The 18851-nt window shown below is 69.4% G+C and carries 18 protein-coding genes and 1 pseudogene; 7 read left to right on the top strand and 12 right to left on the bottom strand.

The window, feature by feature from the left end; all coding sequences use genetic code 11:
• Positions 1-323 precede the first annotated feature (323 nt).
• Positions 324-1937, top strand: coding sequence for a PucR family transcriptional regulator (locus ACFXBC_RS06865; RefSeq protein WP_385019498.1), 1614 nt, complete (start codon positions 324-326; stop codon positions 1935-1937).
• 36 nt (positions 1938-1973) lie between these two features.
• On the opposite strand, the gene ACFXBC_RS06860 is transcribed toward ACFXBC_RS06865, so the two are convergent.
• The 7 genes from ACFXBC_RS06860 to ACFXBC_RS06830 all read right to left on the bottom strand — a co-directional run bounded on the left by ACFXBC_RS06860 (position 1974) and on the right by ACFXBC_RS06830 (position 7478).
• Positions 1974-2636 (bottom strand): ThuA domain-containing protein, encoded by a 663-nt coding sequence (locus tag ACFXBC_RS06860; RefSeq protein ID WP_385019496.1) that lies wholly within the window; start codon positions 2634-2636, stop codon positions 1974-1976.
• 77 nt (positions 2637-2713) lie between these two features.
• Positions 2714-4150 (bottom strand): APC family permease, encoded by a 1437-nt coding sequence (locus ACFXBC_RS06855; RefSeq protein WP_385019494.1) that lies wholly within the window; start codon positions 4148-4150, stop codon positions 2714-2716.
• Between the two features lie 627 nt (positions 4151-4777).
• Complete coding sequence (locus ACFXBC_RS06850; protein WP_385019492.1) at positions 4778-5281, bottom strand: LURP-one-related/scramblase family protein; 504 nt, start codon at positions 5279-5281, stop codon at positions 4778-4780.
• A gap of 62 nt (positions 5282-5343) precedes the next feature.
• On the bottom strand, positions 5344-5739 hold the full coding sequence (locus ACFXBC_RS06845) for a PIN domain-containing protein (protein ID WP_385019490.1): 396 nt from the start codon (positions 5737-5739) through the stop codon (positions 5344-5346).
• Positions 5736-6029: a hypothetical protein gene (locus ACFXBC_RS06840; protein WP_385019488.1), complete on the bottom strand. Its 294-nt coding sequence runs from the start codon at positions 6027-6029 to the stop codon at positions 5736-5738. The genes ACFXBC_RS06845 and ACFXBC_RS06840 overlap by 4 nt, the downstream gene beginning before the upstream one ends.
• A gap of 233 nt (positions 6030-6262) precedes the next feature.
• Entirely contained in the window at positions 6263-6733 is a 471-nt protein-coding gene (locus ACFXBC_RS06835) for an NUDIX hydrolase (protein WP_385019486.1), read from the bottom strand.
• A gap of 4 nt (positions 6734-6737) precedes the next feature.
• Positions 6738-7478 (bottom strand): helix-turn-helix domain-containing protein, encoded by a 741-nt coding sequence (locus ACFXBC_RS06830; protein WP_385019484.1) that lies wholly within the window; start codon positions 7476-7478, stop codon positions 6738-6740.
• Between the two features lie 597 nt (positions 7479-8075).
• Between ACFXBC_RS06830 and ACFXBC_RS06825 the strand changes: the two genes are divergently transcribed.
• Positions 8076-9884 carry an NHL domain-containing thioredoxin family protein gene (locus ACFXBC_RS06825; protein WP_385019482.1) on the top strand — a complete coding sequence of 603 codons (1809 nt, stop codon included), beginning with the start codon at positions 8076-8078 and terminating at the stop codon, positions 9882-9884.
• A gap of 28 nt (positions 9885-9912) precedes the next feature.
• On the opposite strand, the gene ACFXBC_RS06820 is transcribed toward ACFXBC_RS06825, so the two are convergent.
• Positions 9913-10134 (bottom strand): DUF6458 family protein, encoded by a 222-nt coding sequence (locus ACFXBC_RS06820; protein WP_385019480.1) that lies wholly within the window; start codon positions 10132-10134, stop codon positions 9913-9915.
• 146 nt (positions 10135-10280) lie between these two features.
• Positions 10281-11603, bottom strand: coding sequence for a M18 family aminopeptidase (locus tag ACFXBC_RS06815; RefSeq protein ID WP_385019478.1), 1323 nt, complete (start codon positions 11601-11603; stop codon positions 10281-10283).
• A 128-nt stretch (positions 11604-11731) separates the two neighbouring features.
• On the opposite strand from ACFXBC_RS06815, the gene ACFXBC_RS06810 reads away from it, so the two are divergent.
• The gene (locus ACFXBC_RS06810) at positions 11732-11911 is read left to right on the top strand and encodes a hypothetical protein (RefSeq protein ID WP_385019476.1); all 180 of its coding nucleotides are present in this window, start codon (positions 11732-11734) and stop codon (positions 11909-11911) included.
• A gap of 125 nt (positions 11912-12036) precedes the next feature.
• On the opposite strand, the gene ACFXBC_RS06805 is transcribed toward ACFXBC_RS06810, so the two are convergent.
• Entirely contained in the window at positions 12037-13863 is a 1827-nt protein-coding gene (locus tag ACFXBC_RS06805) for an acyl-CoA dehydrogenase (protein WP_385019647.1), read from the bottom strand.
• A 152-nt stretch (positions 13864-14015) separates the two neighbouring features.
• Between ACFXBC_RS06805 and ACFXBC_RS06800 the strand changes: the two genes are divergently transcribed.
• A complete protein-coding gene (locus ACFXBC_RS06800) occupies positions 14016-14465 on the top strand; it encodes an SseB family protein (RefSeq protein ID WP_385019474.1) in 450 nt (149 codons plus the stop codon).
• Positions 14466-14673: 208 nt separating this feature from the next.
• Positions 14674-15645 carry a pirin family protein gene (locus ACFXBC_RS06795; protein WP_385019472.1) on the top strand — a complete coding sequence of 324 codons (972 nt, stop codon included), beginning with the start codon at positions 14674-14676 and terminating at the stop codon, positions 15643-15645.
• Positions 15646-15667: 22 nt separating this feature from the next.
• Here the strand turns inward: ACFXBC_RS06795 and ACFXBC_RS06790 are convergent, their stop codons facing one another.
• Complete coding sequence (locus ACFXBC_RS06790) at positions 15668-16321, bottom strand: TetR family transcriptional regulator (protein ID WP_385019470.1); 654 nt, start codon at positions 16319-16321, stop codon at positions 15668-15670.
• 99 nt (positions 16322-16420) lie between these two features.
• Between ACFXBC_RS06790 and ACFXBC_RS06785 the strand changes: the two genes are divergently transcribed.
• On the top strand, positions 16421-17233 hold the full coding sequence (locus ACFXBC_RS06785) for an SDR family oxidoreductase (RefSeq protein ID WP_385019468.1): 813 nt from the start codon (positions 16421-16423) through the stop codon (positions 17231-17233).
• A gap of 91 nt (positions 17234-17324) precedes the next feature.
• Positions 17325-18485 carry an AI-2E family transporter gene (locus tag ACFXBC_RS06780; RefSeq protein ID WP_385019466.1) on the top strand — a complete coding sequence of 387 codons (1161 nt, stop codon included), beginning with the start codon at positions 17325-17327 and terminating at the stop codon, positions 18483-18485.
• On the opposite strand, the pseudogene ACFXBC_RS06775 reads toward ACFXBC_RS06780, so the two are convergent.
• Positions 18431-18851, bottom strand: a pseudogene (locus ACFXBC_RS06775) (hypothetical protein); the annotation flags it as partial. The gene ACFXBC_RS06780 and the pseudogene ACFXBC_RS06775 overlap by 55 nt on opposite strands.

Raw genomic sequence — 18851 nt, 5'->3', positions numbered from 1 at the left:
TTGGTCGTCCGCCGGGCGGGTGTCGTCACGTGGTGGCTGCACACCAGCATGGGAGCGCACACAGAGCCACGGCAGACACAGCGTGTGCAAGAATTGCTCGATACGCTGCATCATTCGTGCAAGGGCTGTTCGGTGGCCCTTCGGTGCAGGATGGTGCCGGGTTGGCGTGAATCCGTTGGTTGTGAACATGCTGTCGACGCGCCAGTGGCGCCCCCCCCCCCGCGAGTGGGAGAAGCCCCTCTCGTTCTCCGGTCGTCCTGTCCTCAGGCCCCGGGGGCCCGCCGTTACCCGTCGAACAATCGCCGGTCTGAAGAGGTCCTGTCATGGCTCTGTCTGTTGCGGCTGCCCTGCAGCTGGAGGTCTTCAGCCGTACGACCGTGCAGGTCCACGCCGGTGAGGACCAGCTCCACCGCACCGTCCGCTGGGTGCACCCCGTGGAGATTCCGGACATCGGTCAGTTCCTGACGGGCGGGGAACTCCTCCTGACGGCGGGACTCGGCGTGGGGCGCAGCGCAGGCGATCAGCGGCGTTACCTCCGTGAAGTCAGCGAGTCCGGAGCGGCGGCCCTCATCCTGGAGCTCGGCGGCCGAGTGTTCACCTCCATGCCCCCCGCCCTCATCGACGAAGCGAAGCAACTGGACTTCCCCTTGATCGGCCTGGCGGACGAGCTGCCGTTCGTCGAGGTGTCGGCCCAGGTGCATGAGCTGGTCACCGATGAGAGGAATTCCGATCTCCTCTCGTTCCAGCGGCTCAACGACGACTTCATCCAGCTGCTGCTGGCCAGCCGGAGCCATGTGTCGTTCACCGAAGCGCTGGCCCACCATGTGGGCTCTCCCGTGGTCCTGGAGGACACGGATCACCAGGTCATGGCCTATGCGGGCGGAACGGCAGGCACCGACCGGCTGATGAAGAACTGGGGGCTGCACGCCCGGATGGCACACCGGGGCGACACCCCCGGCGGGCACAGTCGCTCGCACATGGTCCAGTCCCATGACGAGCCCGGCTGCACCCGGCGGATGGTCGTCCTGCGGGGCGAGGCGTGGGGGTGGATCCATGTCTTCCACGGCGACGGTCCGTTGGTGGATGTCCATGCCTACGCACTCGATCGCGCCGCCGACACGATCGCCATCGCCCTGCTCGGTGACCGGGAAAGCGGCGCACGCGCCTCCCACCGGCAGAGTTCGCTGATCAACCGGCTGCTTCTGGGCGACCTCACCGGCGAACAGTTCGTCGACCGCGCGCTCAAGGTGGGGCGGGATCTGCGGGACCGCCCCCTGGCCGTAGCCGTGCTGAGCAAGGACCCCGGCGCCGAGGGCTCGGCCGGTCTGCTCCTGGACTCGGTGCTCAAGGACCTGAAGCTGCCGGCCGTCGTCGCGGACACCGGCGACCATGTCGTTGCGATCACCGGGCTGACGAAGCAGTTGTCCGTACAGCAATTCGCCGCTCGGCTCGACACCTGCGGGGCACGGGGCGGGGTGAGCCGCAGCGGCCCGCCCGCCCTGCTCACCGACGCCGTACGGCAGGCCCGCACGGCCGCCTCGGTCGCCGAGACCCGCTCCAGTCCGGCCACCCTGCACTTCGACCGCCTGGGTGTCCTGCGCCTGCTGGTCGCGTTGGCGGACGGGCCCGAGCTGCGGCGGTACGTCGATGACGAACTCGGCCCGCTGCTCACTCATGACGGATCCGAGACGAATCCGCTCCTGCCCACCTTGAAGGCGTACCTCGCCGCGGACGGCAACAAGTCCCGTGCCGCCGAGGCGCTCTACATCCAGCGGCGCACGCTCTACTACCGCATTGAGCGCCTCAACGGCCTTCTGGGCAGATCCGTCGACGATCCTGAGGTGCGCGCAGGTCTGTCCCTGGCGCTGCGCGCGCTCGACCTTCTCGGCACCTCGTCCCGGATGCCCGCATCCCCGTATCCCGGGGCGAATCCGTAGGCCGTGTCCGGCGGCCGGGCGGCGGGCACGGGCGAGTCAGCGGTTCCTGCTGGCCCAGGCGATCCCCTGGCGCATGAGGCGCTCCACAGGCTCCGCGGTCAGGTCGTCGAGGTAGTGGCCCAACGCGCTGTAGAAGACGCGGCCCGCGCCCCATTCCTTGGTCCAGGCCTGCGGCATGCGCTGTCCTTCGAGCCAGGGCATGTGCTGACCGTCGAACACGGTCTCCAGGAGCACATGATTCCGCGGGTCGACGTTCATGTAGTACTGCTCGCTCGCCGCCCGGAAGTCTTCCACCCCCTGGGTGACCGGGTGGTTCCTGTCGACGACGAGGAGGGGGTACGGGTGGCGTACTCCTTCTCCGGCCGGGTGATGGAAGACATCGGCACCGAGCATCATGTGATACATCACGCTGCCCCGGAACGCGGCTCCCCCGCCGTGCCAGGAGACGAACCCGGTTCCGGCTTCGACAGCTCCGAGCAGAGCGGATTCCTGTGAGGCGGTCAGCGTCTCGCTGAGGAGTGCGTTGTTCCAGTTGTTGAGGATGACGTCATAGCGAGTGAGGTCCTGGTCGAGGACGAAGATGTCGTTCGATTCTTCGACCTCGAATCCGAGTCCGTCGAGCAGAGCGCGTGTCCATTCCGCGACGCCGTAGGGGTTGTGCCCCGGCCATCCTCCGTAGAGATAGAGGGCGCGAGTCATTGGTTCTCCCTGTTCGTGATCGTGGACGTGAGCGTATGCCCGACGCGACGCCGGGCCGACCGAGGCCCTGAGGTTTCTCACGTCCTCCGGCCGGACGTCTTCCGGCCGGACGTCTCCGCTCCGGACGTCTCCGCTTCGCTGCGTCCGATGCTCAGGTATACGTCGGGGCGGGTCTTCCGCCACCGCATCCCGAGGAGAGCACCGACGATGAGGATGGCCACCAGCAGCAACTGCTGGCCATAGGCGAGCCATTGTGGCGCCTCGATCGACATCGCGTAGTGGACCGAGGTCAGGGCCAGGAGCAGCAGAAGGCCGGCCAGGGCCAGTATCGGTGCGAACAACGTGTTCCAGACCTGCTCGCGATGCTCGATGACGCGGAAATACCGCAGTACGGAAAGCGTGGTGAGCGTGAACAGCATCAGCAGCGCGAACGTACCCAGGGCGAACATGGAGGAGTACATCTTCACTGCGTCGATGCCCCCGAGAAGGAAGGGCAGAGTGCAGACGACCGCCAGTAGCGTGGAGATGGCGGAGGCGTTGGCCGGGGACCCGTGCCGGCCGTGTGCGCGTCCGAGAAAGCCCGGAAGGATGCGGTCGCGGCCCAGGGAGTAGAGGTAGCGCGAAAGAGAGTTGTGGGTGGAGAGCGCGCCCGCGAAGACGCTGGTGACGACCAGGGCGGTCATGGCCTGTGCGACGGTGCCGCCCATGTAGTGGCGGAAGCCGCCGTTGAACAGGGACGTCGGATTGTCCGCCCCGGCCGCCGCGACCCGGTCCGGGCTCCAGAACGTCACGAGCGCCCAGGACGTGAGGATGTAGAAGCCCGCGAGTCCGCCGATCGCGAGGTAGGTCGCCCGGGGAATCGTCCGCTCGGGCTGCTTGACCTCGTCCCGGTAGATGGCCGATGACTCGAACCCCATGAAACACGAGATGGCGAAGAGTGTGGCGACCCCGAGATCTCCCCCGAATATGTGGGTCGGTTCGAAGGACTGGATTTGGTAGCCGTGCGGCCCGCCGCTGAAGAGCACGGGCACGTTGAACATCATGACCAGTGCGACTTCGATGACCATGAAAAATGCGAGGACTTTACCCGAGAGTTCCACATTGAAGTGCCCCAGGGCTGTGATGATGCCGCAACATATCGCGCCCCAGATCCACCAGGGGGCGGTGGGGAGATCGAAGGCTTTGAGTACGTTCTCGACCGAGACGCCGAAGAACGCATAGGTCCCCACCATGTACACGAGATAGGTGAAGGCGGCCAGGAATCCCGATCCGAGGCCCACGGTCTTCGAGAGTCCTGCGGTGATGTACGTGTAGAAAGCGCCTGGCTTGGTCAGGTTGCGGGTCATCGTGGTGAATCCGACTGCGAAGAGCAGAAAGATGAGACCGACGAAGGCATAGATCATCGGAGTTCCAATGCCATTACCTCTTGTGATTCCAAGGGGCAGTACTCCGGTGACATTGCCAATGGGCGCCGACATGGCAAGCACGGTCAGTGCCAGCTGCAGCGTTCCCATCGTGCCTCGCAAGGCGCCTCTGCCCTCCGGCAGCGCAGCTCCTTCTCCGGCAAGGGCTTCGTCCCGAGGGCGGGCTTCTATGCTTTCGGCGCTCATGGGGTCCTTTCTGGGCCGCACCCCGTACGTCTGCCTCCAGGAGAGTCGTGCCTGGCGGTGGAGGGGGGCGGGGCCCTGCTGCCATCTGCGTCCTCAGCGGACTGCGCTGCATCCGCGGGAGCGACCTCGCACATGGCGGGAAGTCGGGCGGCGAAGGCAGGCGGAACTCTGCGTTAACGGCAGAATGGGCGATCCCGGCCAATGGCCGAAAGACACACACCGTGCAGCGATAGCCACCACGCTGCACAGTCCGGGAAGTCGCGCGTGGGGGGCGGGGGTGCGGCAGCCCGCTCGCACGGCCTTCGTCGTGGTCCCGTGCACCTCGGCCGGAGCACGGGATCAGACGAAGGCCGCCCCTGCGTCGGTGAATCCCCGGGTGAGCGAATCCCCGGGTGAGCGAATCCCCGGGTGAGCGAATCCCAGGGCGAGCGACCCCCGTTCAAGTCACGCTGCGAAGATGCAGGACAGAAAAGAAAGCTCAGACCGGCAGCTTTCAGACCTCGCGCCCTCCTCGGGCCCAGCCCTCAGTCCTCAGTCCTGGTGCTCCTTCTCGTGTTCCTTCTCGTGCATGTGGATCACGGAGACCGCGATGGCGATCATCAGCGCCGGGTCGGAGTCCTCGCGGACCACGTTCACCGCGTACGCGTCACGGACGCTGAACCACTTCTTCGAGATGTCGGCCAGCAGCTCGTTCTCGTACTCGACCGCGAACTCGCGGTCCAGGATGTTCCCGCTGACCTCCAGCTCGGTGCCGTCGACCAGCTTCACGCGGTAGTGGTCGTGCAGCAGGGTGAGCTTCTTCTTCCTGACGGTGGCCAGCTCCTCGCCGTCCCGCTTCAGGGTCATCGTGTCGCTGATGGCGATCAGCTTCTCCTTGAGCGTGATCAGCACCCGCCCGTCGAGATCCTTCAGCTCAAGGGTGTCGCGGATGCGCATCACCTTGCCGTCGACGAGATACGCCTTGTGGCCGTTCTCGTCCTCGATCCAGTAGTCGTCGCCGATGTCGAAAATACGGTCCCGCACCAGGAATTTCATGCGGATGACGTTACCGCCGGGCGCCGCACCGGGGCAGGGCCGGGCCAACTCGGCGCGGAGAGTCAGACCTTGAGCACGGTGACGCTCCTGCCGCACAGAGGCGCCAGGCCGTCCACATCGGACGTCAGGACGGTGACGGGCCCGGAGGCGGCCCGCGCGGTGGCGGCGACGATCGCGTCCAGCGCGTACTCGTGGCCGCCGCCGAGCCCTGCCTCGCGGAGGAGGCGGACGGCGCCGGCGGCTGTCTCCTTACTCACCGGCTCCACCGTCAGCCGCGACAGCGCCCAGTCCATGCGGCCCCGGTGTGCCCCCTGTGGGTCGGCCTCGACGAGCGTGACCGCGCTGGTCACCACCCGTACGTCGTGGCGCAGGGCCGCCGCCAGCCTCGCCGTCATGGCGCGGTCCGCGCCGAGGTAGAGCGACAGGGCCTGACTGTCCAGCACCCAGGTACCGCTCACGCGGCCCGCTCGGCGCCCGGCCGCGTGGAGCCGAACATCTCCCGCTCGGCCGCCTCGATCTCCTCGGGCGTCAGCGGGCCGTGGAGCTCCTCGTTCGCTGCGATCAGCTCCGCGAGGCTGTCGCGTTCGATCTGGCGCTGGATGGCGGCCTCGACATAGGGGGAGACCCCGCGCTTGCCGACGCGGGCCCGGACGGCCGAGATGGTGCCCTCATGTACGGAGACGGAGACGGACATCGTGGGGCCCTCGCCCGGGGGGTAGACCGTTTCGCTTCCGCTCGCTTCGCCCATACCGGAACTCTAACAAAACTTCTATGAGAGGGGCCGCCGGACGTCGCCGCCCCCGTGCTGCCTGGTCGGCGGGCCATATGCCGCAGGTCACACCGGCCCGGGTGGCACCCTTGACCCCATGAACGATGTGACTCCCCCTCCCGCACCCCGTCGCGCATGCGGGAGGGCGACACCCTGTGCGTGTGGAAGCTGGACCGGTCGGGACGTCCGTACAGATTGACTGCCGACCGCGGCTATCCCAGGTAGGGCGTCGGCCGGTTCTCCAGGAAGTGTTGGATGCGCAGCCGCTGGGTGTGGTGCATGGGCAGTTCACTCACCTCGCCCGGGTCCACGAATCGGAGTTCCGTGCTCTCCTCAGAGATGGCCAACGTCCCACCGACGACGCGGCCGCGAAAGCACACGTTGAACTGCCGCCGTACCTCCCCATCCGTGTACGCGATGATGTGGCGCGGGTCTGTGTAGGTGCCGACGAGCCCCGTGATCTCCACGTCGAGACCCGTCTCTTCCTTGACCTCGCGCACGGCCGCACCGGGCAGGGAGTCGTCCATGTCCATGCCGCCGCCCGGCAGCGCCCACAGATCGTTGTCCCGGCGTCGTTGAAGCAGGATGCGGCCCCGCTCGTCGGTGACGACGGCGGAGGCCGCTACGACCAAGCTGTTGGGGTGGGGGGCGTTGGGATCGTCGTAATACTCGGTGCGTGCCACCGGCTCACCCTTCCACGGTCCGCGCTGTCTCCCACACGGCGTTGAAGCTGTTCGCGTAGGCGTCGAACACGCCCCCGTCGCCACTGCGCCGAAGGTGCCACACGGGCGCACCGTACGCGTTCACGCCCCACACGTGGGCATTGACCAACACCTGATCGTCCGCGCGGTACAGGCTGTTGTAGAGCGTTGTTCCGTGCATCCGCAGTTCAATGCCCGGTACCCGGAGAAGCGGCTGGTAGTGCATCAGTGCCAGACGGCACCGGCTCTCGATCCCGTGACCGAACTGCTCCTCCTGGCCCCGCTGTCGCACGTTCTCCGCGTCCGCGTCCCCAAGGGCGATCCGGATCGCGCATCCCCCGGCGGCCCGCTCCCGGAGAAGGCCGTTCAGGCGCGGGTACGCCTCATGCAGGAACACCCCCGCGTAGACCAGTACGTCAATGTGCTCCCGCGCTTGGGCGAACAGCTCCACGTACGTGGAAACGGGCACGTCCGCCCGCTGGTCGTACAACGCCACAAGTTCCGGGCTGACGGCCCGCGCGGCGCGTGCCTGTCTCAGCATCGGCCAGAGCGCGTGTACGTCCTCACCCAGGGTCTCGGCAGCTTGCAGGGCTGTCGCGCGCCGTGGTGTGCGGCCAAGGTTGACCCACCGTTCCACGGATTTGGGATCTACTCCCACCGACTCGGCCAGGCTCCCGTGCGTCCATCCTCCGGACGCCATGGCGGCCCGGAGACGCTCGTTCGGCATGGCGATCTCCCTTGTACGCGGACGCTCCAGGGACGTTCTACCTGCTGTGGGACGTCCCGAAGTGGGAAACGTACGAGGTTCCCCCGTCTCGGCGACGGCTGGAAGATCGCCTCATGAGCGAGCCCAGGACGTATCCCAGTGCACCGGTAGAACTACCGTTGTGGCCAACGGCCTTGGAGCCGACACCCGTGGACGGATGTGCCGGTTGCATGGAGTTGGCCAACGTGCGTGACCGTGCCCGTGCGGGGGCGACATGACCACGGTGTCCGACTGCAACGTCTACATGCGACGCCACGGAGGGGCACCAATGAGTACACGAACGGTGTACCGGTTCGTATCCCACACGATCCGGAACGCTCCGGAGGGTGGAGTCGTCCACGAGGCGTTCTGTACCGCTGCTGACTGCGGGGCCGACTCCGGTCCCCAGCATGACCAGGAAGCCGCACAGGACTGGGCTCTCCGGCACGCGGGGCGCACCGGTCACGATCTTTTCCGGCGCGTGGTCACCGATCATGGGCGGGTGACCCGCGCCGGGTAGCAGGGGTCAGGGCTGGGTGAGCCGCAGGAGAGAGCACCAGGAGTGGCACCCTTGACCCCATGAACGATGTGACTCCCCCTCCCGCACCCCGTCGTGCCCGTGTCCGCGCCCCCGAGCTGGTCGGCAAGGGTGGCTGGCTCAATACGGGCGGGCAGCAGTACACCCTCGCCGATCTGCGGGGGCGCATCGTCATTCTGGATTTCTGGACCTTCTGCTGCATCAACTGCCTGCACGTCCTCGACGAGCTGCGCGAGCTGGAGCAGCAGCACAGCGACACCGTCGTGATCATCGGGGTGCACTCCCCGAAGTTCGTGCACGAGGCCGAGCACCAGGCCGTGGTCGACGCCGTCGAGCGGTACGGCGTGCACCACCCCGTCCTGGACGATCCCGAGCTGGCCACCTGGAAGCAGTACGCGGTCCGGGCCTGGCCGACGCTCGTGGTGATCGATCCCGAGGGGTATGTCGTCGCCCAGCACGCCGGTGAGGGGCATGCGCACGCCATCGAGACGCTGGTCGGTGAGCTGGAGGCCGAGCACGCGGCCAAGGGGACGCTGCGGCGCGGCGACGGTCCCTATGTGGCGCCGGAGCCGGTCGCCACCGATCTGCGCTTCCCGGGCAAGGCGATCGCGCTGCCGAACGGCCATCTGCTGGTGTCGGACACCACCCGTCACCAGTTGGTCGAGCTGGAGCCGGACGGCGAGACCGTCGTACGGCGGATCGGCGGCGAGGGCGTGTTCAACGAGCCGCAGGGGCTGGCGCTGCTGCCCGGCGGGAAGGTCGCGGTCGCCGACACCGTCCACCACGCGATCCGTACGTACGACCCGGAGAGCGGCGAGATCGCGCTCGTCGCCGGGACCGGCAAGCAGTGGTGGCAGGGTTCGCCGACCAGCGGGCCCGCGCTCGGTGTGGCGCTCTCGTCGCCCTGGGACCTCGCCTGGTTCGACGGGCGGCTGTGGATCGCCATGGCCGGTGTCCACCAGCTGTGGACCTACGACCCGGAGAACGGCACCGTCGAGGTGGCGGCCGGGACCACCAACGAGGGGCTGGTCGACGGGTCTGCCGCCGACGCGTGGTTCGCGCAGCCGTCCGGGCTCGCGGCCGCCGGGGAGCGGCTGTGGATCGCCGACTCCGAGACGTCCGCGCTGCGCTGGATCGACCGGGACGCCACCGGGGGCGCCGTGGTGCACACCGCCGTCGGCACCGGGCTCTTCGACTTCGGCCACCGGGACGGCGACGCGGAACAGGCGCTGCTCCAGCACCCGTTGGGGGTCACCGCGCTACCGGATGGTTCGGTCGCGGTGTCCGACACGTACAACCACGCGCTGCGCCGCTATGACCCGGCGACCGGCGAAGTGACCACGCTGGCAACGGACTTGCGGGAGCCGAGCGACGCGGTGCTGGTCGGGGACGACATCGTCGTGGTGGAGTCCGCGCGCCACCGGCTGACCCGGCTGCGCCTGCCCGACGAGGCGGTACGGGTGGAGAGCGTCGCCCACCGCACCCAGCGGGCCGCGACCGATGTGGCGCCGGGCAGGCTCCGTATCGATGTCGTCTTCCAGGCCCCCGCGGGCCAGAAGCTTGACCTCCGGTACGGGCCCTCCACCCGGCTGCTGGTCTCCGCGACCCCGCCCGAGCTGCTCACCGGCGGGGACGGCTCCGGTACGGATCTCTTCCGGGACGTGGAGCTGAACCCTTCGGTCACCGAGGGCGTGCTCCATGTGTCGGCGATGGCCGCGTCCTGCGACGACGACCCGGCCAACCAGTACCCGGCCTGCCATGTGCACCAGCAGGACTGGGGCGTCCCGGTCCGTGTGACGGACGAGGGGGTGGCCCGGCTGCCGCTGGTGCTGGCGGGGATGGACGGCTGACCGGCGCGATACCGGGGTGGACCGGCCGTCAGCCCAGGTGGTGGTGGTCGTCCTCGACGACCGTGGTCGCGGTGGGCATCGTCGGCCGGCGACGGCGCAGGACGCTGGTGTAGACGGCGATGCCGATGACACCGACGAGCATCATGATGATGCCGACCAGGTCGAGGTTGACCCCGTTCATGTGCCAGTCGGTCGCGAAGGTGAGGATGCCCCCCACCACGAGAAGAATGATGCAGCCGCCAAGGCCCATCGGTGTTCGCCTCCGAAGTCGTTGTGGCTGTTCGGTCCGTACAAGGCGCGTACCCGGGGCCGGAACGGTCAATCAACATGCTTTCGGATCGGTGGAGTTCGGGGCCGGCGGCCCGTGCCGGTCCCCGGCCGGGGACCGGCCCCCGGTCAGCCCTCCAGGAAGGCGGCCAGGGAGTTGGCGAGCAGGTACGGGTCGTCGGCCCCGCACAGTTCACGGGCGCTGTGCATGGAGAGGATCGCGACGCCGATGTCCACGGTGCTGATGCCGTGCCTGGCCGCTGTGATGGGGCCGATGGTGGTGCCGCACGGCATGGAGTTGTTCGACACGAAGTGCTGCAGGGGCACCCCGGCCTTCTCGCACGCGGCGGTGAACACCGCCCGCCCGCTGCCGTCGGTGGCGTACCGCATGTTCACGTTGACCTTGAGGATCGGTCCGCCGTTGGCGCGCGGGTGGTGGGTCGGGTCGTGGCGCTCGCTGTAGTTGGGGTGCACGGCGTGGCCGGTGTCGGACGAGAGGCAGACCGACCCGGCGAAGGCGCGGGCGCGGTCCTCGAAGGTGCCGCCGCGGGAGAGGACGGAGCGCTCCAGGACGGTGCCGAGCAGCGGCCCGTCGGCGCCGGTGTCGGACTGGGAGCCGTTCTCCTCGTGGTCGAAGGCGGCCATCACCGGGATGTGTGACGGCTCGTCATCCGTCGCGGAACCGGAACCGGAGGCGGATTCCGTCGCGACGGCGGCCAGTGCCGCGGTGGCGGCGTGCACCGAGAGGAGGTTGTCCATCCGGGGCCCGGCGAGGAGTTCCCGGTCGCGGCCCAGGTAGGAGGGTGCCTCGACGGGGCTCACCATGAGGTCCCAGCCGGTCACGTCGTCGGCGGCGACCCCGGCCTCGTCGGCGACGAACCGCAGCAGGTCGCCCTCCCGGACCTCGCCGAGGCCCCAGACCGGCTGCATATGGCGCTGCTTGTCGAGCTTGAGTCCGTCGGTGTGGACCGAGCGGTCCAGGTGGATGGCGAGCTGCGGTACGCGCAGCAGCGCCCGGTCCACGTTGACCAGCCGGTGGCTGCCGTCGCGCAGCGTGAGCCGCCCGGCGAGGCCCAGGTCCCGGTCGAGCCAGGTGTTGAGCAGGGTGCCGCCGTAGACCTCGACCGCCACCTGGCGCCAGCCGTCGCTGCCGCTGTCCGGGAGGGGCTTCACCCGCAGGTTGGGGGAGTCGGTGTGGGCGCCGACGATCCGGAACGGGGTGTGCGGCGACGCGTTCTCCGGGACGTACCAGGCGATGACGGCGCCGCCCCGCAGCACGTATTTGCCGCCCGTCGACCCGTCCCAGGCGTCGGTCTCCGACACCTGCCTGAAGCCTGCCTTCTCCAGCCGCCCGGCGGCGTTCGCCACGGCGTGGTACGGCGAGGGGCTGGCCGTGAGGAAGCTCATCAGGTCGTCGGTGTGGCCGCGGTCGAAGCGGACGGAGGTGCTCATGGCAGCCACCATAACGACCGCGGCTGCGGCCCCGCCCGCCGGAAGGGAACGGGGCCGCGGGGCCGGTGGGCGCATGGGACATGTGGGACGGATCGGCCACTGTCAGTGGCGGGTGCCACTATCGGCGCATGGTCGAATACGGTGCCGACACCAGGGAGCCCGTGCTGCTGGGCGAGGTCCTGGCGCATGTGCTCAACGCCGCAACCGCCCGCGCCCGCAGGCCCCCGCGCCCGGAGAGGGCGCCCGTGAGAGCGCACGGCGGCGGTGCGCCCCGGGAGACCGGGGCCGCGCCGCCGCCGTGCGGATGACCGCGGCTCCGCGGAGCCGCTGCGAGGTTCCGCCGGGGTACGGGGTTCCGCCGGGGTACTGCGAGATCCGGCGCCGGCCCCGCGTGACTCCGCGGGGCCGACGTGGACCGGCTGCCGGCTGCCGGCTAGAACGCCGCCTCGTCCAGGTCCATCAGCGAGGTCTCGACGGTCTCGGCGAGGGCGCGCTGCGTGCTCACGCCGGGCAGGATCTCGGTGGCGAAGAACTTCGCGGCCGCGATCTTGCCCTGGTAGAACGCGACATCCTTGGCGGAGGCGTTCGGCAGCTTCTCGGCGGCCACCGACGCACTCCTGAGCAGCAGGTACGCGACGACGACATCGCCCGAAGCCAGCAGCAGGCGGGTGGTGTTGAGCCCCACCTTGTAGATGTTCCTGACGTCGTCGCCGGTCGAGGTCAGGTCGGTGATCATCGCGCCGACGATCGCCTCCAGGTCCACTGCGGCCTTGGCCAGCTGCTCACGGGCGCCGGTCAGCTCCTCGCCGCCGGGACCGGCCGCGAGGAACTTCTTGATCTCCTCGGAGAGGGTGTTCAGCGCGGTGCCCTGGTCGCGGACGATCTTCCGGAAGAAGAAGTCCTGGCCCTGGATGGCCGTCGTGCCCTCGTAGAGGGTGTCGATCTTGGCGTCCCGGATGTACTGCTCGACCGGGTACTCCTGGAGGTAGCCGGAGCCGCCGAAGGTCTGGAGCGACTGGGCCAGCTGCTCGTACGACTTCTCCGAGCCGTACCCCTTCACGATCGGCAGCAGCAGGTCGTTGAGGCCGTGCAGCGCCTTGGCGTCCTCGCCCGCGGCCTCCTTCTCCTGGATCGCGTCCTGGACGGAAGCCGTGTAGAGGACCAGGGTGCGCATGCCCTCGGCGTACGCCTTCTGCGTCATCAGCGAGCGGCGCACGTCGGGGTGGTGCGTGATGGTGACCTTGGGGGCGGTCTTGTCCATGAACTGCGCGAGGTCGGGGCCCTGCACGCGCTCCTTGGCGTACTCCAGGGCGTTCAGGTAGCCGGTCGAGAGCGTCGCGATGGCCTTGGTGCCGACCATCATCCGGGCGAACTCGATGATGCGGAACATCTGGCGGATGCCCTCGTGCTTGTCACCGATCAGCCAGCCCTTGGCGGGGTGGCGGTCGCCGAACGTCATCTCGCAGGTGTTGGACGCCTTGAGGCCCATCTTGTGCTCGACGTTCGTCGCGTACACGCCGTTGCGCTCGCCCAGTTCGCCGGTGGTCCAGTCGAACTCGAACTTCGGCACCATGAAGAGCGAGAGGCCCTTGGTGCCGGGGCCCGCGCCCTCGGGGCGGGCCAGCACATAGTGGATGATGTTGTCCGACATGTCGTGCTCGCCCGAGGTGATGAAGCGCTTCACGCCCTCGATGTGCCACGAGCCGTCGTCCTGCCGCACGGCCTTCGTGCGGCCCGCGCCCACGTCCGAGCCGGCGTCCGGCTCGGTGAGGACCATCGTGGAGCCCCACTGCTTCTCGACCGCGATCTCCGCGATCTTCTTCTGCTCGTCGGTGCCCTCCTCGAAGAGGATCCCGGCGAAGGCCGGACCCGAGGAGTACATCCAGATCGCCGGGTTGGCGCCGAGCAGCAGCTCCGCGTACGCCCAGATCAGGGAGCGCGGCGCGGTGGTGCCGCCGATCTCCTCGGGCAGGCCGAGCCGCCAGTACTCGGACTCCATGAAGGCCTGGTAGGACTTCTTGAAGGTGTCAGGCACGGGGGCGGTGTTGGTCTCCGGGTCGAAGACCGGCGGGTTGCGGTCGGCGTCGGCATAGGACTCGGCCAGCTCGTTCTCCGCGAGCCTGGCCACCTCGTCGAGGATGCTCCGCGCGGTGTCGACGTCCATCTCTGCGAACGGCCCGGCGCCGTACTGCTTGTCGCGGCCGAGGACCTCGAAGAGGTTGAACTCGATGTCGCGGAGATTCGACTTGTAGTGCCCCATGGCGACAGCCCTCTCGTAACGCATACCTGTAACGAATACCAGCAAGTAGCTATGATGATGCTACCCACGAGTAATAAGACGCAACCCCTTTCGGGCAAGTGTGACGAGACCGCCCCTGCGGCCGGACCCCTTTACTCAGTACTCTTGCGCGCATGTACGGCTACGACTCGAACCAGGGCGCCCAGCAGCAGTACGCCGCGCCGCAGCCCGGCTACGGGGATCAGCCGCTCTACCCCGAGCCGTCGCCGCCCTCGCTCGCCGACGGGGTGCGGGCCTTTACCACCGGCTCGATGGCCGCCGAGGACTTCCAGCAGATCTTCGCCACGTCGAAGGTCTACTGCCCGCGCGGCGACAACCCCGGATTCCTCGCCCTGCACAACACCCAGCAGCCGGTGATCCCGATGTTCACCTCGCTGAAGGAGCTGCGCAGGTACGCCGGGAAGGAGTCCAAGTACTTCGTGATCACCGGCGCCGAGGTGATCGACCTGCTGCCCACCGGGTACGGCTTCGTCCTCGACATGGAGGGCGAGCACCGGATGGTCTTCGACGCGAAGGCCGTGGAGCAGATGGTCGACTTCGCGATGCGGCGGATGTACGGCTGAGGCTCCCCGTACGCGGTTCGATCCGGCCATTTCCGGGCTGAAGCCGGAGCGGCCCGAACCGGCATGAACAGGTCTGCACTGTCCTGAACCACGGGGTCGGCCACGAGGTCGGCCACGGGATCGGAAGGATCCCGGGAATGGCCATGCCTTGCTAGATGTTCACCGTTCAACTACTTTGAATGCCGAGCATCCTGCCAGGAGGGCCGCCATGCCTGCCGTGACCGTCGAGAATCCACTGACCCTGCCGCGCGTCCACGCGCCGGACGGCGCCGTGCCGCGCCCCGTGCTCGCGGTCTCCACCGCGCCGGGGGGCTTCGAGGGCGAGGGGTTCCCGGTGCGCCGCGCGTTCGCCGGGATCAACTACCAGTACCTCGACCCGTTCATCATGATGGACCAGATGGGCGAGGTGGAGTACGCGCCCGGTGAGCCGAAGGGCACTCCCTGGCACCCGCACCGCGGCTTCGAGACCGTCACGTATCTGATTGACGGCACCTTCGTCCACCAGGACTCCAACGGCGGTGGCGGGACCATCAACGACGGCGACACCCAGTGGATGACGGCCGGTTCCGGCCTGCTGCACATCGAGGCGCCGCCGGAGTCGCTGGTGGTGAGCGGCGGGCTCTTCCACGGGCTCCAGCTCTGGGTGAACCTCCCGGCGAGCGACAAGATGATGGCCCCGCGCTACCAGGACATCGGCGGCGGCCAGGTCCAGCTGCTCACATCGGCCGACGGCGGCGCGCTGCTGCGGGTCATCGCGGGTGAACTGGACGGCCATGAGGGCCCCGGGATCACCCACACCCCGATCACGATGATCCACGCGACGGTACGGCCGGGCGCCGAGGTCACGCTGCCGTGGCGCGAGGACTTCAACGGCCTGGCGTACGTGATGGCCGGGCGCGGCTCGGTCGGTGCGGACCGCCGCCCGGTCCGCACCGGGCAGACCGCGGTGTTCGGGGCGGGCTCGTCGCTGACCGTCCGCGCGGACGAGAACCAGGACGCGAAGAGCCCGGACCTGGAGGTCGTCCTCCTCGGCGGGCGCCCGATACGGGAGCCGATGGCGCACTACGGGCCGTTCGTCATGAACAGCGAGGCCGAGCTGAAGCAGGCGTTCGAGGACTTCCAGCGCGGGCGGCTGGGCACGGTTCCGGCTGTGCACGGGATGTCTGAGGGCGGGCTGTAGGACGACTTGAGGCGGCGCCGCGTCAGGTCCCTCTGCGGCCGCCGGCCGCGGCCAGCGTGCGGGCGGCCTCGATGACGGCTGCGCGGCGGCGGTCCAGCGCGGCCGTGTCCGTCTCCTCGCCAAGGGTGACGCGGCATGTCCGCGGTACGGCGAAGTTCCATGAGATCAGGCTCATGACGGAGAACAGCAGGTCCTGGGCGTCGCGGAGCCGGACGTCCTCGGGTGCCCCCCGGTCGCCCGCGCGGGCGAGGCGCGCGGCCTTCGCGCGGAAGGCGTCCCGGAGCCCGGTCTCGGGGGCGTCCCCGTGCCCGCCCGCCGAGGCGCCCGCACTGTCCGGCCCCGTCGCCCCCGTTGATCCCGTCGACTCCAGCGCCTCCCACAGGAGCAGCCGGATCAGCTCGGGGTGTTCGCGGTGCCAGTCGAAGAGCTGGCCGACCGACTCGGCGACGTCGTCCGGGTCGATGGAGATCGCGGCCCCGACCTCGTCCAGCTTCGCGCGGACCACGGCGGCGAACAGCCGTTCCTTGTCGCCGAAGTAGCGGTAGATGGCCTGCTTGTTGGCCCGGGCGGAATCCGCGATCCGGTCCACTCGGGCGCCCGCCAGGCCCCGCTCGGCGAACTCGGCGGCGGCGGCCGCGAAGATCCGCCTTCTGGTGTCCTCGGCGTCGTAGGCCATGACCGTATTAAACCATCCGGTTGACTCGGGTCGTCGCGCGAGGCACCATCACGGCAAGAGGAAAACAACCAGATGGTTTATTGCTTGGAAGGGCTTCCCATGAGCACTGACGCCGCCGCGGTCACTCCCGCCCCCGCCCCCGTCACCACCGTTCCGCTGCCCGGGTCCCTCGCCGGCGCGACCATCGTGGTCGTCGGCGGCAGCTCCGGTATCGGGCTGGCAGCGGGCACGCTGCTGCGCACGGTCGGCGCCCGCTTGGTGCTGGTCGGCCGGGACCCGGACCGGCTGGCGTCCGCCGTCGACCACGTACGGAAGGCCGCCCCGGCGGGGGAGGACGACGCCGTCCTGAGCGTCGCGGGCGACGCCGGGGACGAGCGCACCATCGCCGCGGCCTTCGACGTCGCCGGCCGCGTCGACCACGTCTACGTCACTGCCGGCGGCCACGCGGCCCCGGGCCCCCTCGGCGGGCTGTCCGACGACGGGGTCCGCGCGGCGGCCGCCGACGGCATGGGGAGGACGTTCGCCCTCGCCCGTGCTGCGGCGGAGCGGCTGCCCGCGGGCGGATCGCTCACCCTCAGCTCGGGCGTCCTCCTGGCCCGCCCGCTGCCCGGTCTGTCCGTCACGCTGGCCGTCGGCGGCGCGGTGGAGGCGCTGACCAGGGCGCTCGCCATCGAACTCGCCCCGGCACGGCAGCGCGTGAACGCCGTCCGCTACGGCGCGATCGACACCCCGCTGATGCGCTCGCTGCCCGGCCTTGAGACGGACGAGGCCATCGCCGCCGCCGGAGCGTCCGTGCCGCTGGGCCGGTACGGGACGGCTGAGGAGGCGGCCGCTGTGGCGCTGTTCCTGATGTCGAACCCGTACGTCACCGGCCAGATCATCACCGTCGACGGCGGCCACGTCCTCGGCTGAGCCGAACCGGCCGCCGCGCCCGGAGCCCTCCCACCACCCGCCCGGCCCCGGCGAACGAGCCGTCGCCCGGCGCCCGTGATCGGCTGGGGGCGTGCATACCCAGAAGCCGCTGCTCCCCGTCCACGCCCGACGTCTGGCTGCCTGGTGTGCCGTCGCACTGCTCGTCACGGGCGTGGCGGCGGTGGGGGTCTGGCTCTGTGTCACGCTCAAGACCGCCGTCACCCCCGTGATGCTGGCCCTGCTCGGTACGGCGCTCCTCGGGCCGGTCCACCGGTGGCTGGTCCGGATGCGGCTGAACCGCTCCCTGGCGGCCGGACTCACCTGCGTCGCGCTCGTCGCCGTGGTCGGCGGGGCCGCGTACATCGTCGTCACCGCGCTGATCGACACCGGGGACCAGATCGTCGCCTCGCTCAAGGACGCCGGGAAGTGGATCGCCGACCACTTCGGGGTGGCCACCGGGGACGGCATCACCAACATCGCCGACAACGCCAAGAACCTGCTCGGCAAGTTCGGCGCGAACGCGGCCGGCGGGCTGCTCAACGGACTCAGCCTGATCGGCACGTTCATCGCGACCAGCGTGCTGGCGCTGCTGCTCACCTTCTTCTTCCTCCGCGACTCGGACCACGCCCGCGGACTCGCGTACGCCGTCGCACCGGGCCACGGAGCCACCATCGAGGCCATGGCCCGGCGGGCCTTCGAGGCGGTCGAGGGGTTCATGCGCGGCACCACGCTGATCGCGCTCATCGACGCCATCTGCATCACGGCCGGCCTGCTGATCCTGGGGGTGCCGGGCGCGCTGGGGCTCGGTGCGCTGGTCTTCGTCGGCGCCTACATCCCGTATCTCGGTGCGTTCATCTCAGGTGCGGTCGCCGTGCTGGTGGCCCTCGCCGACCGGGGGTTCGTGACCGCGCTCTGGGCGCTGGGCGTGGTCCTGCTGGTGCAGGTGCTTGAGGGGCATGTGCTCCAGCCGGTGATCCAGAGCCGTACGGTCCAGATGCACCCGGCGATGGTGATGATCTCGCTGACGGCCGGGGCGAGCGTCGCGGGGCTCCTGGGGATGCTGCTCGCCGTGCCGGTGGCGGCGGCGGCCTTCGGGGTGATCGGAGAGCTGCGGAAGCGCTACCCGCCGGAGCCCGGCCCGGAAGCGGGCGCCGGTTCCGGCCCGGAGCCCGGTCCGGGGTCCGGTCAGGAGCCGCGTCAGGAGCCGGGCCCGGCATCCGATCCGGCGTCCGGCCCGGACCGGGAGGCGTGAGCGGACCCGGGCTCGGGCTTCCCGGGCTCGGGCTGATCGGACTGATCCGGCTGCTCGGGCGCTGCTCCCCGCGAGCCGGCCGGCCGCCCGCGGTCTCCGTGCGAGCCGCTCTTGACCGCGTCACTCTTGTTCGCGTCGCTCTTGTCCGTGCCGCTCTTGACCGCGTCGCTCTTGGCCGTGCCGTTTCCGTTCGTGCCGTTTCCGTTCGCGCCGGGCCCCTCCGTCCCCTCCGTCTCCATCTCCAGCAGTTCGTCCGGTGCGAGGTCGGCCAGGAATTCGGAGAGGAGGTCCGACGACGGCCCCTCGGTGTCGTCGTGGCCCCGCCCCCCCGAACCCGCGCAGCCCGCCGCCCCCGGGGTCGCGTCG

The sequence above is a fragment of the Streptomyces sp. NPDC059398 genome (genome assembly GCF_042751845.1).
GTDB lineage: Bacteria > Actinomycetota > Actinomycetes > Streptomycetales > Streptomycetaceae > Streptomyces.
The sequence above is the reverse complement of the archived record's forward strand: the minus strand, read 5'-3'. Positions and strand labels throughout refer to the sequence as shown.

Bases quoted from the DNA above. Each gene is read 5' to 3' on its own strand.
- ACFXBC_RS06865 (WP_385019498.1), top strand. From the start codon at position 324: ATGGCTCTGTCTGTTGCGGCTGCCCTGCAGCTGGAGGTCTTCAGCCGT.
- ACFXBC_RS06860 (WP_385019496.1), bottom strand. From the start codon at position 2,636: ATGACTCGCGCCCTCTATCTCTACGGAGGATGGCCGGGGCACAACCCC.
- ACFXBC_RS06855 (WP_385019494.1), bottom strand. From the start codon at position 4,150: ATGGGAACGCTGCAGCTGGCACTGACCGTGCTTGCCATGTCGGCGCCC.
- ACFXBC_RS06850 (WP_385019492.1), bottom strand. From the start codon at position 5,281: ATGAAATTCCTGGTGCGGGACCGTATTTTCGACATCGGCGACGACTAC.
- ACFXBC_RS06840 (WP_385019488.1), bottom strand. From the start codon at position 6,029: ATGGGCGAAGCGAGCGGAAGCGAAACGGTCTACCCCCCGGGCGAGGGC.
- ACFXBC_RS06830 (WP_385019484.1), bottom strand. From the start codon at position 7,478: ATGCCGAACGAGCGTCTCCGGGCCGCCATGGCGTCCGGAGGATGGACG.
- ACFXBC_RS06825 (WP_385019482.1), top strand. From the start codon at position 8,076: ATGAACGATGTGACTCCCCCTCCCGCACCCCGTCGTGCCCGTGTCCGC.
- ACFXBC_RS06820 (WP_385019480.1), bottom strand. From the start codon at position 10,134: ATGGGCCTTGGCGGCTGCATCATTCTTCTCGTGGTGGGGGGCATCCTC.
- ACFXBC_RS06815 (WP_385019478.1), bottom strand. From the start codon at position 11,603: ATGAGCACCTCCGTCCGCTTCGACCGCGGCCACACCGACGACCTGATG.
- ACFXBC_RS06810 (WP_385019476.1), top strand. From the start codon at position 11,732: ATGGTCGAATACGGTGCCGACACCAGGGAGCCCGTGCTGCTGGGCGAG.
- ACFXBC_RS06805 (WP_385019647.1), bottom strand. From the start codon at position 13,863: ATGGGGCACTACAAGTCGAATCTCCGCGACATCGAGTTCAACCTCTTC.
- ACFXBC_RS06800 (WP_385019474.1), top strand. From the start codon at position 14,016: ATGTACGGCTACGACTCGAACCAGGGCGCCCAGCAGCAGTACGCCGCG.
- ACFXBC_RS06795 (WP_385019472.1), top strand. From the start codon at position 14,674: ATGCCTGCCGTGACCGTCGAGAATCCACTGACCCTGCCGCGCGTCCAC.
- ACFXBC_RS06790 (WP_385019470.1), bottom strand. From the start codon at position 16,321: ATGGCCTACGACGCCGAGGACACCAGAAGGCGGATCTTCGCGGCCGCC.
- ACFXBC_RS06785 (WP_385019468.1), top strand. From the start codon at position 16,421: ATGAGCACTGACGCCGCCGCGGTCACTCCCGCCCCCGCCCCCGTCACC.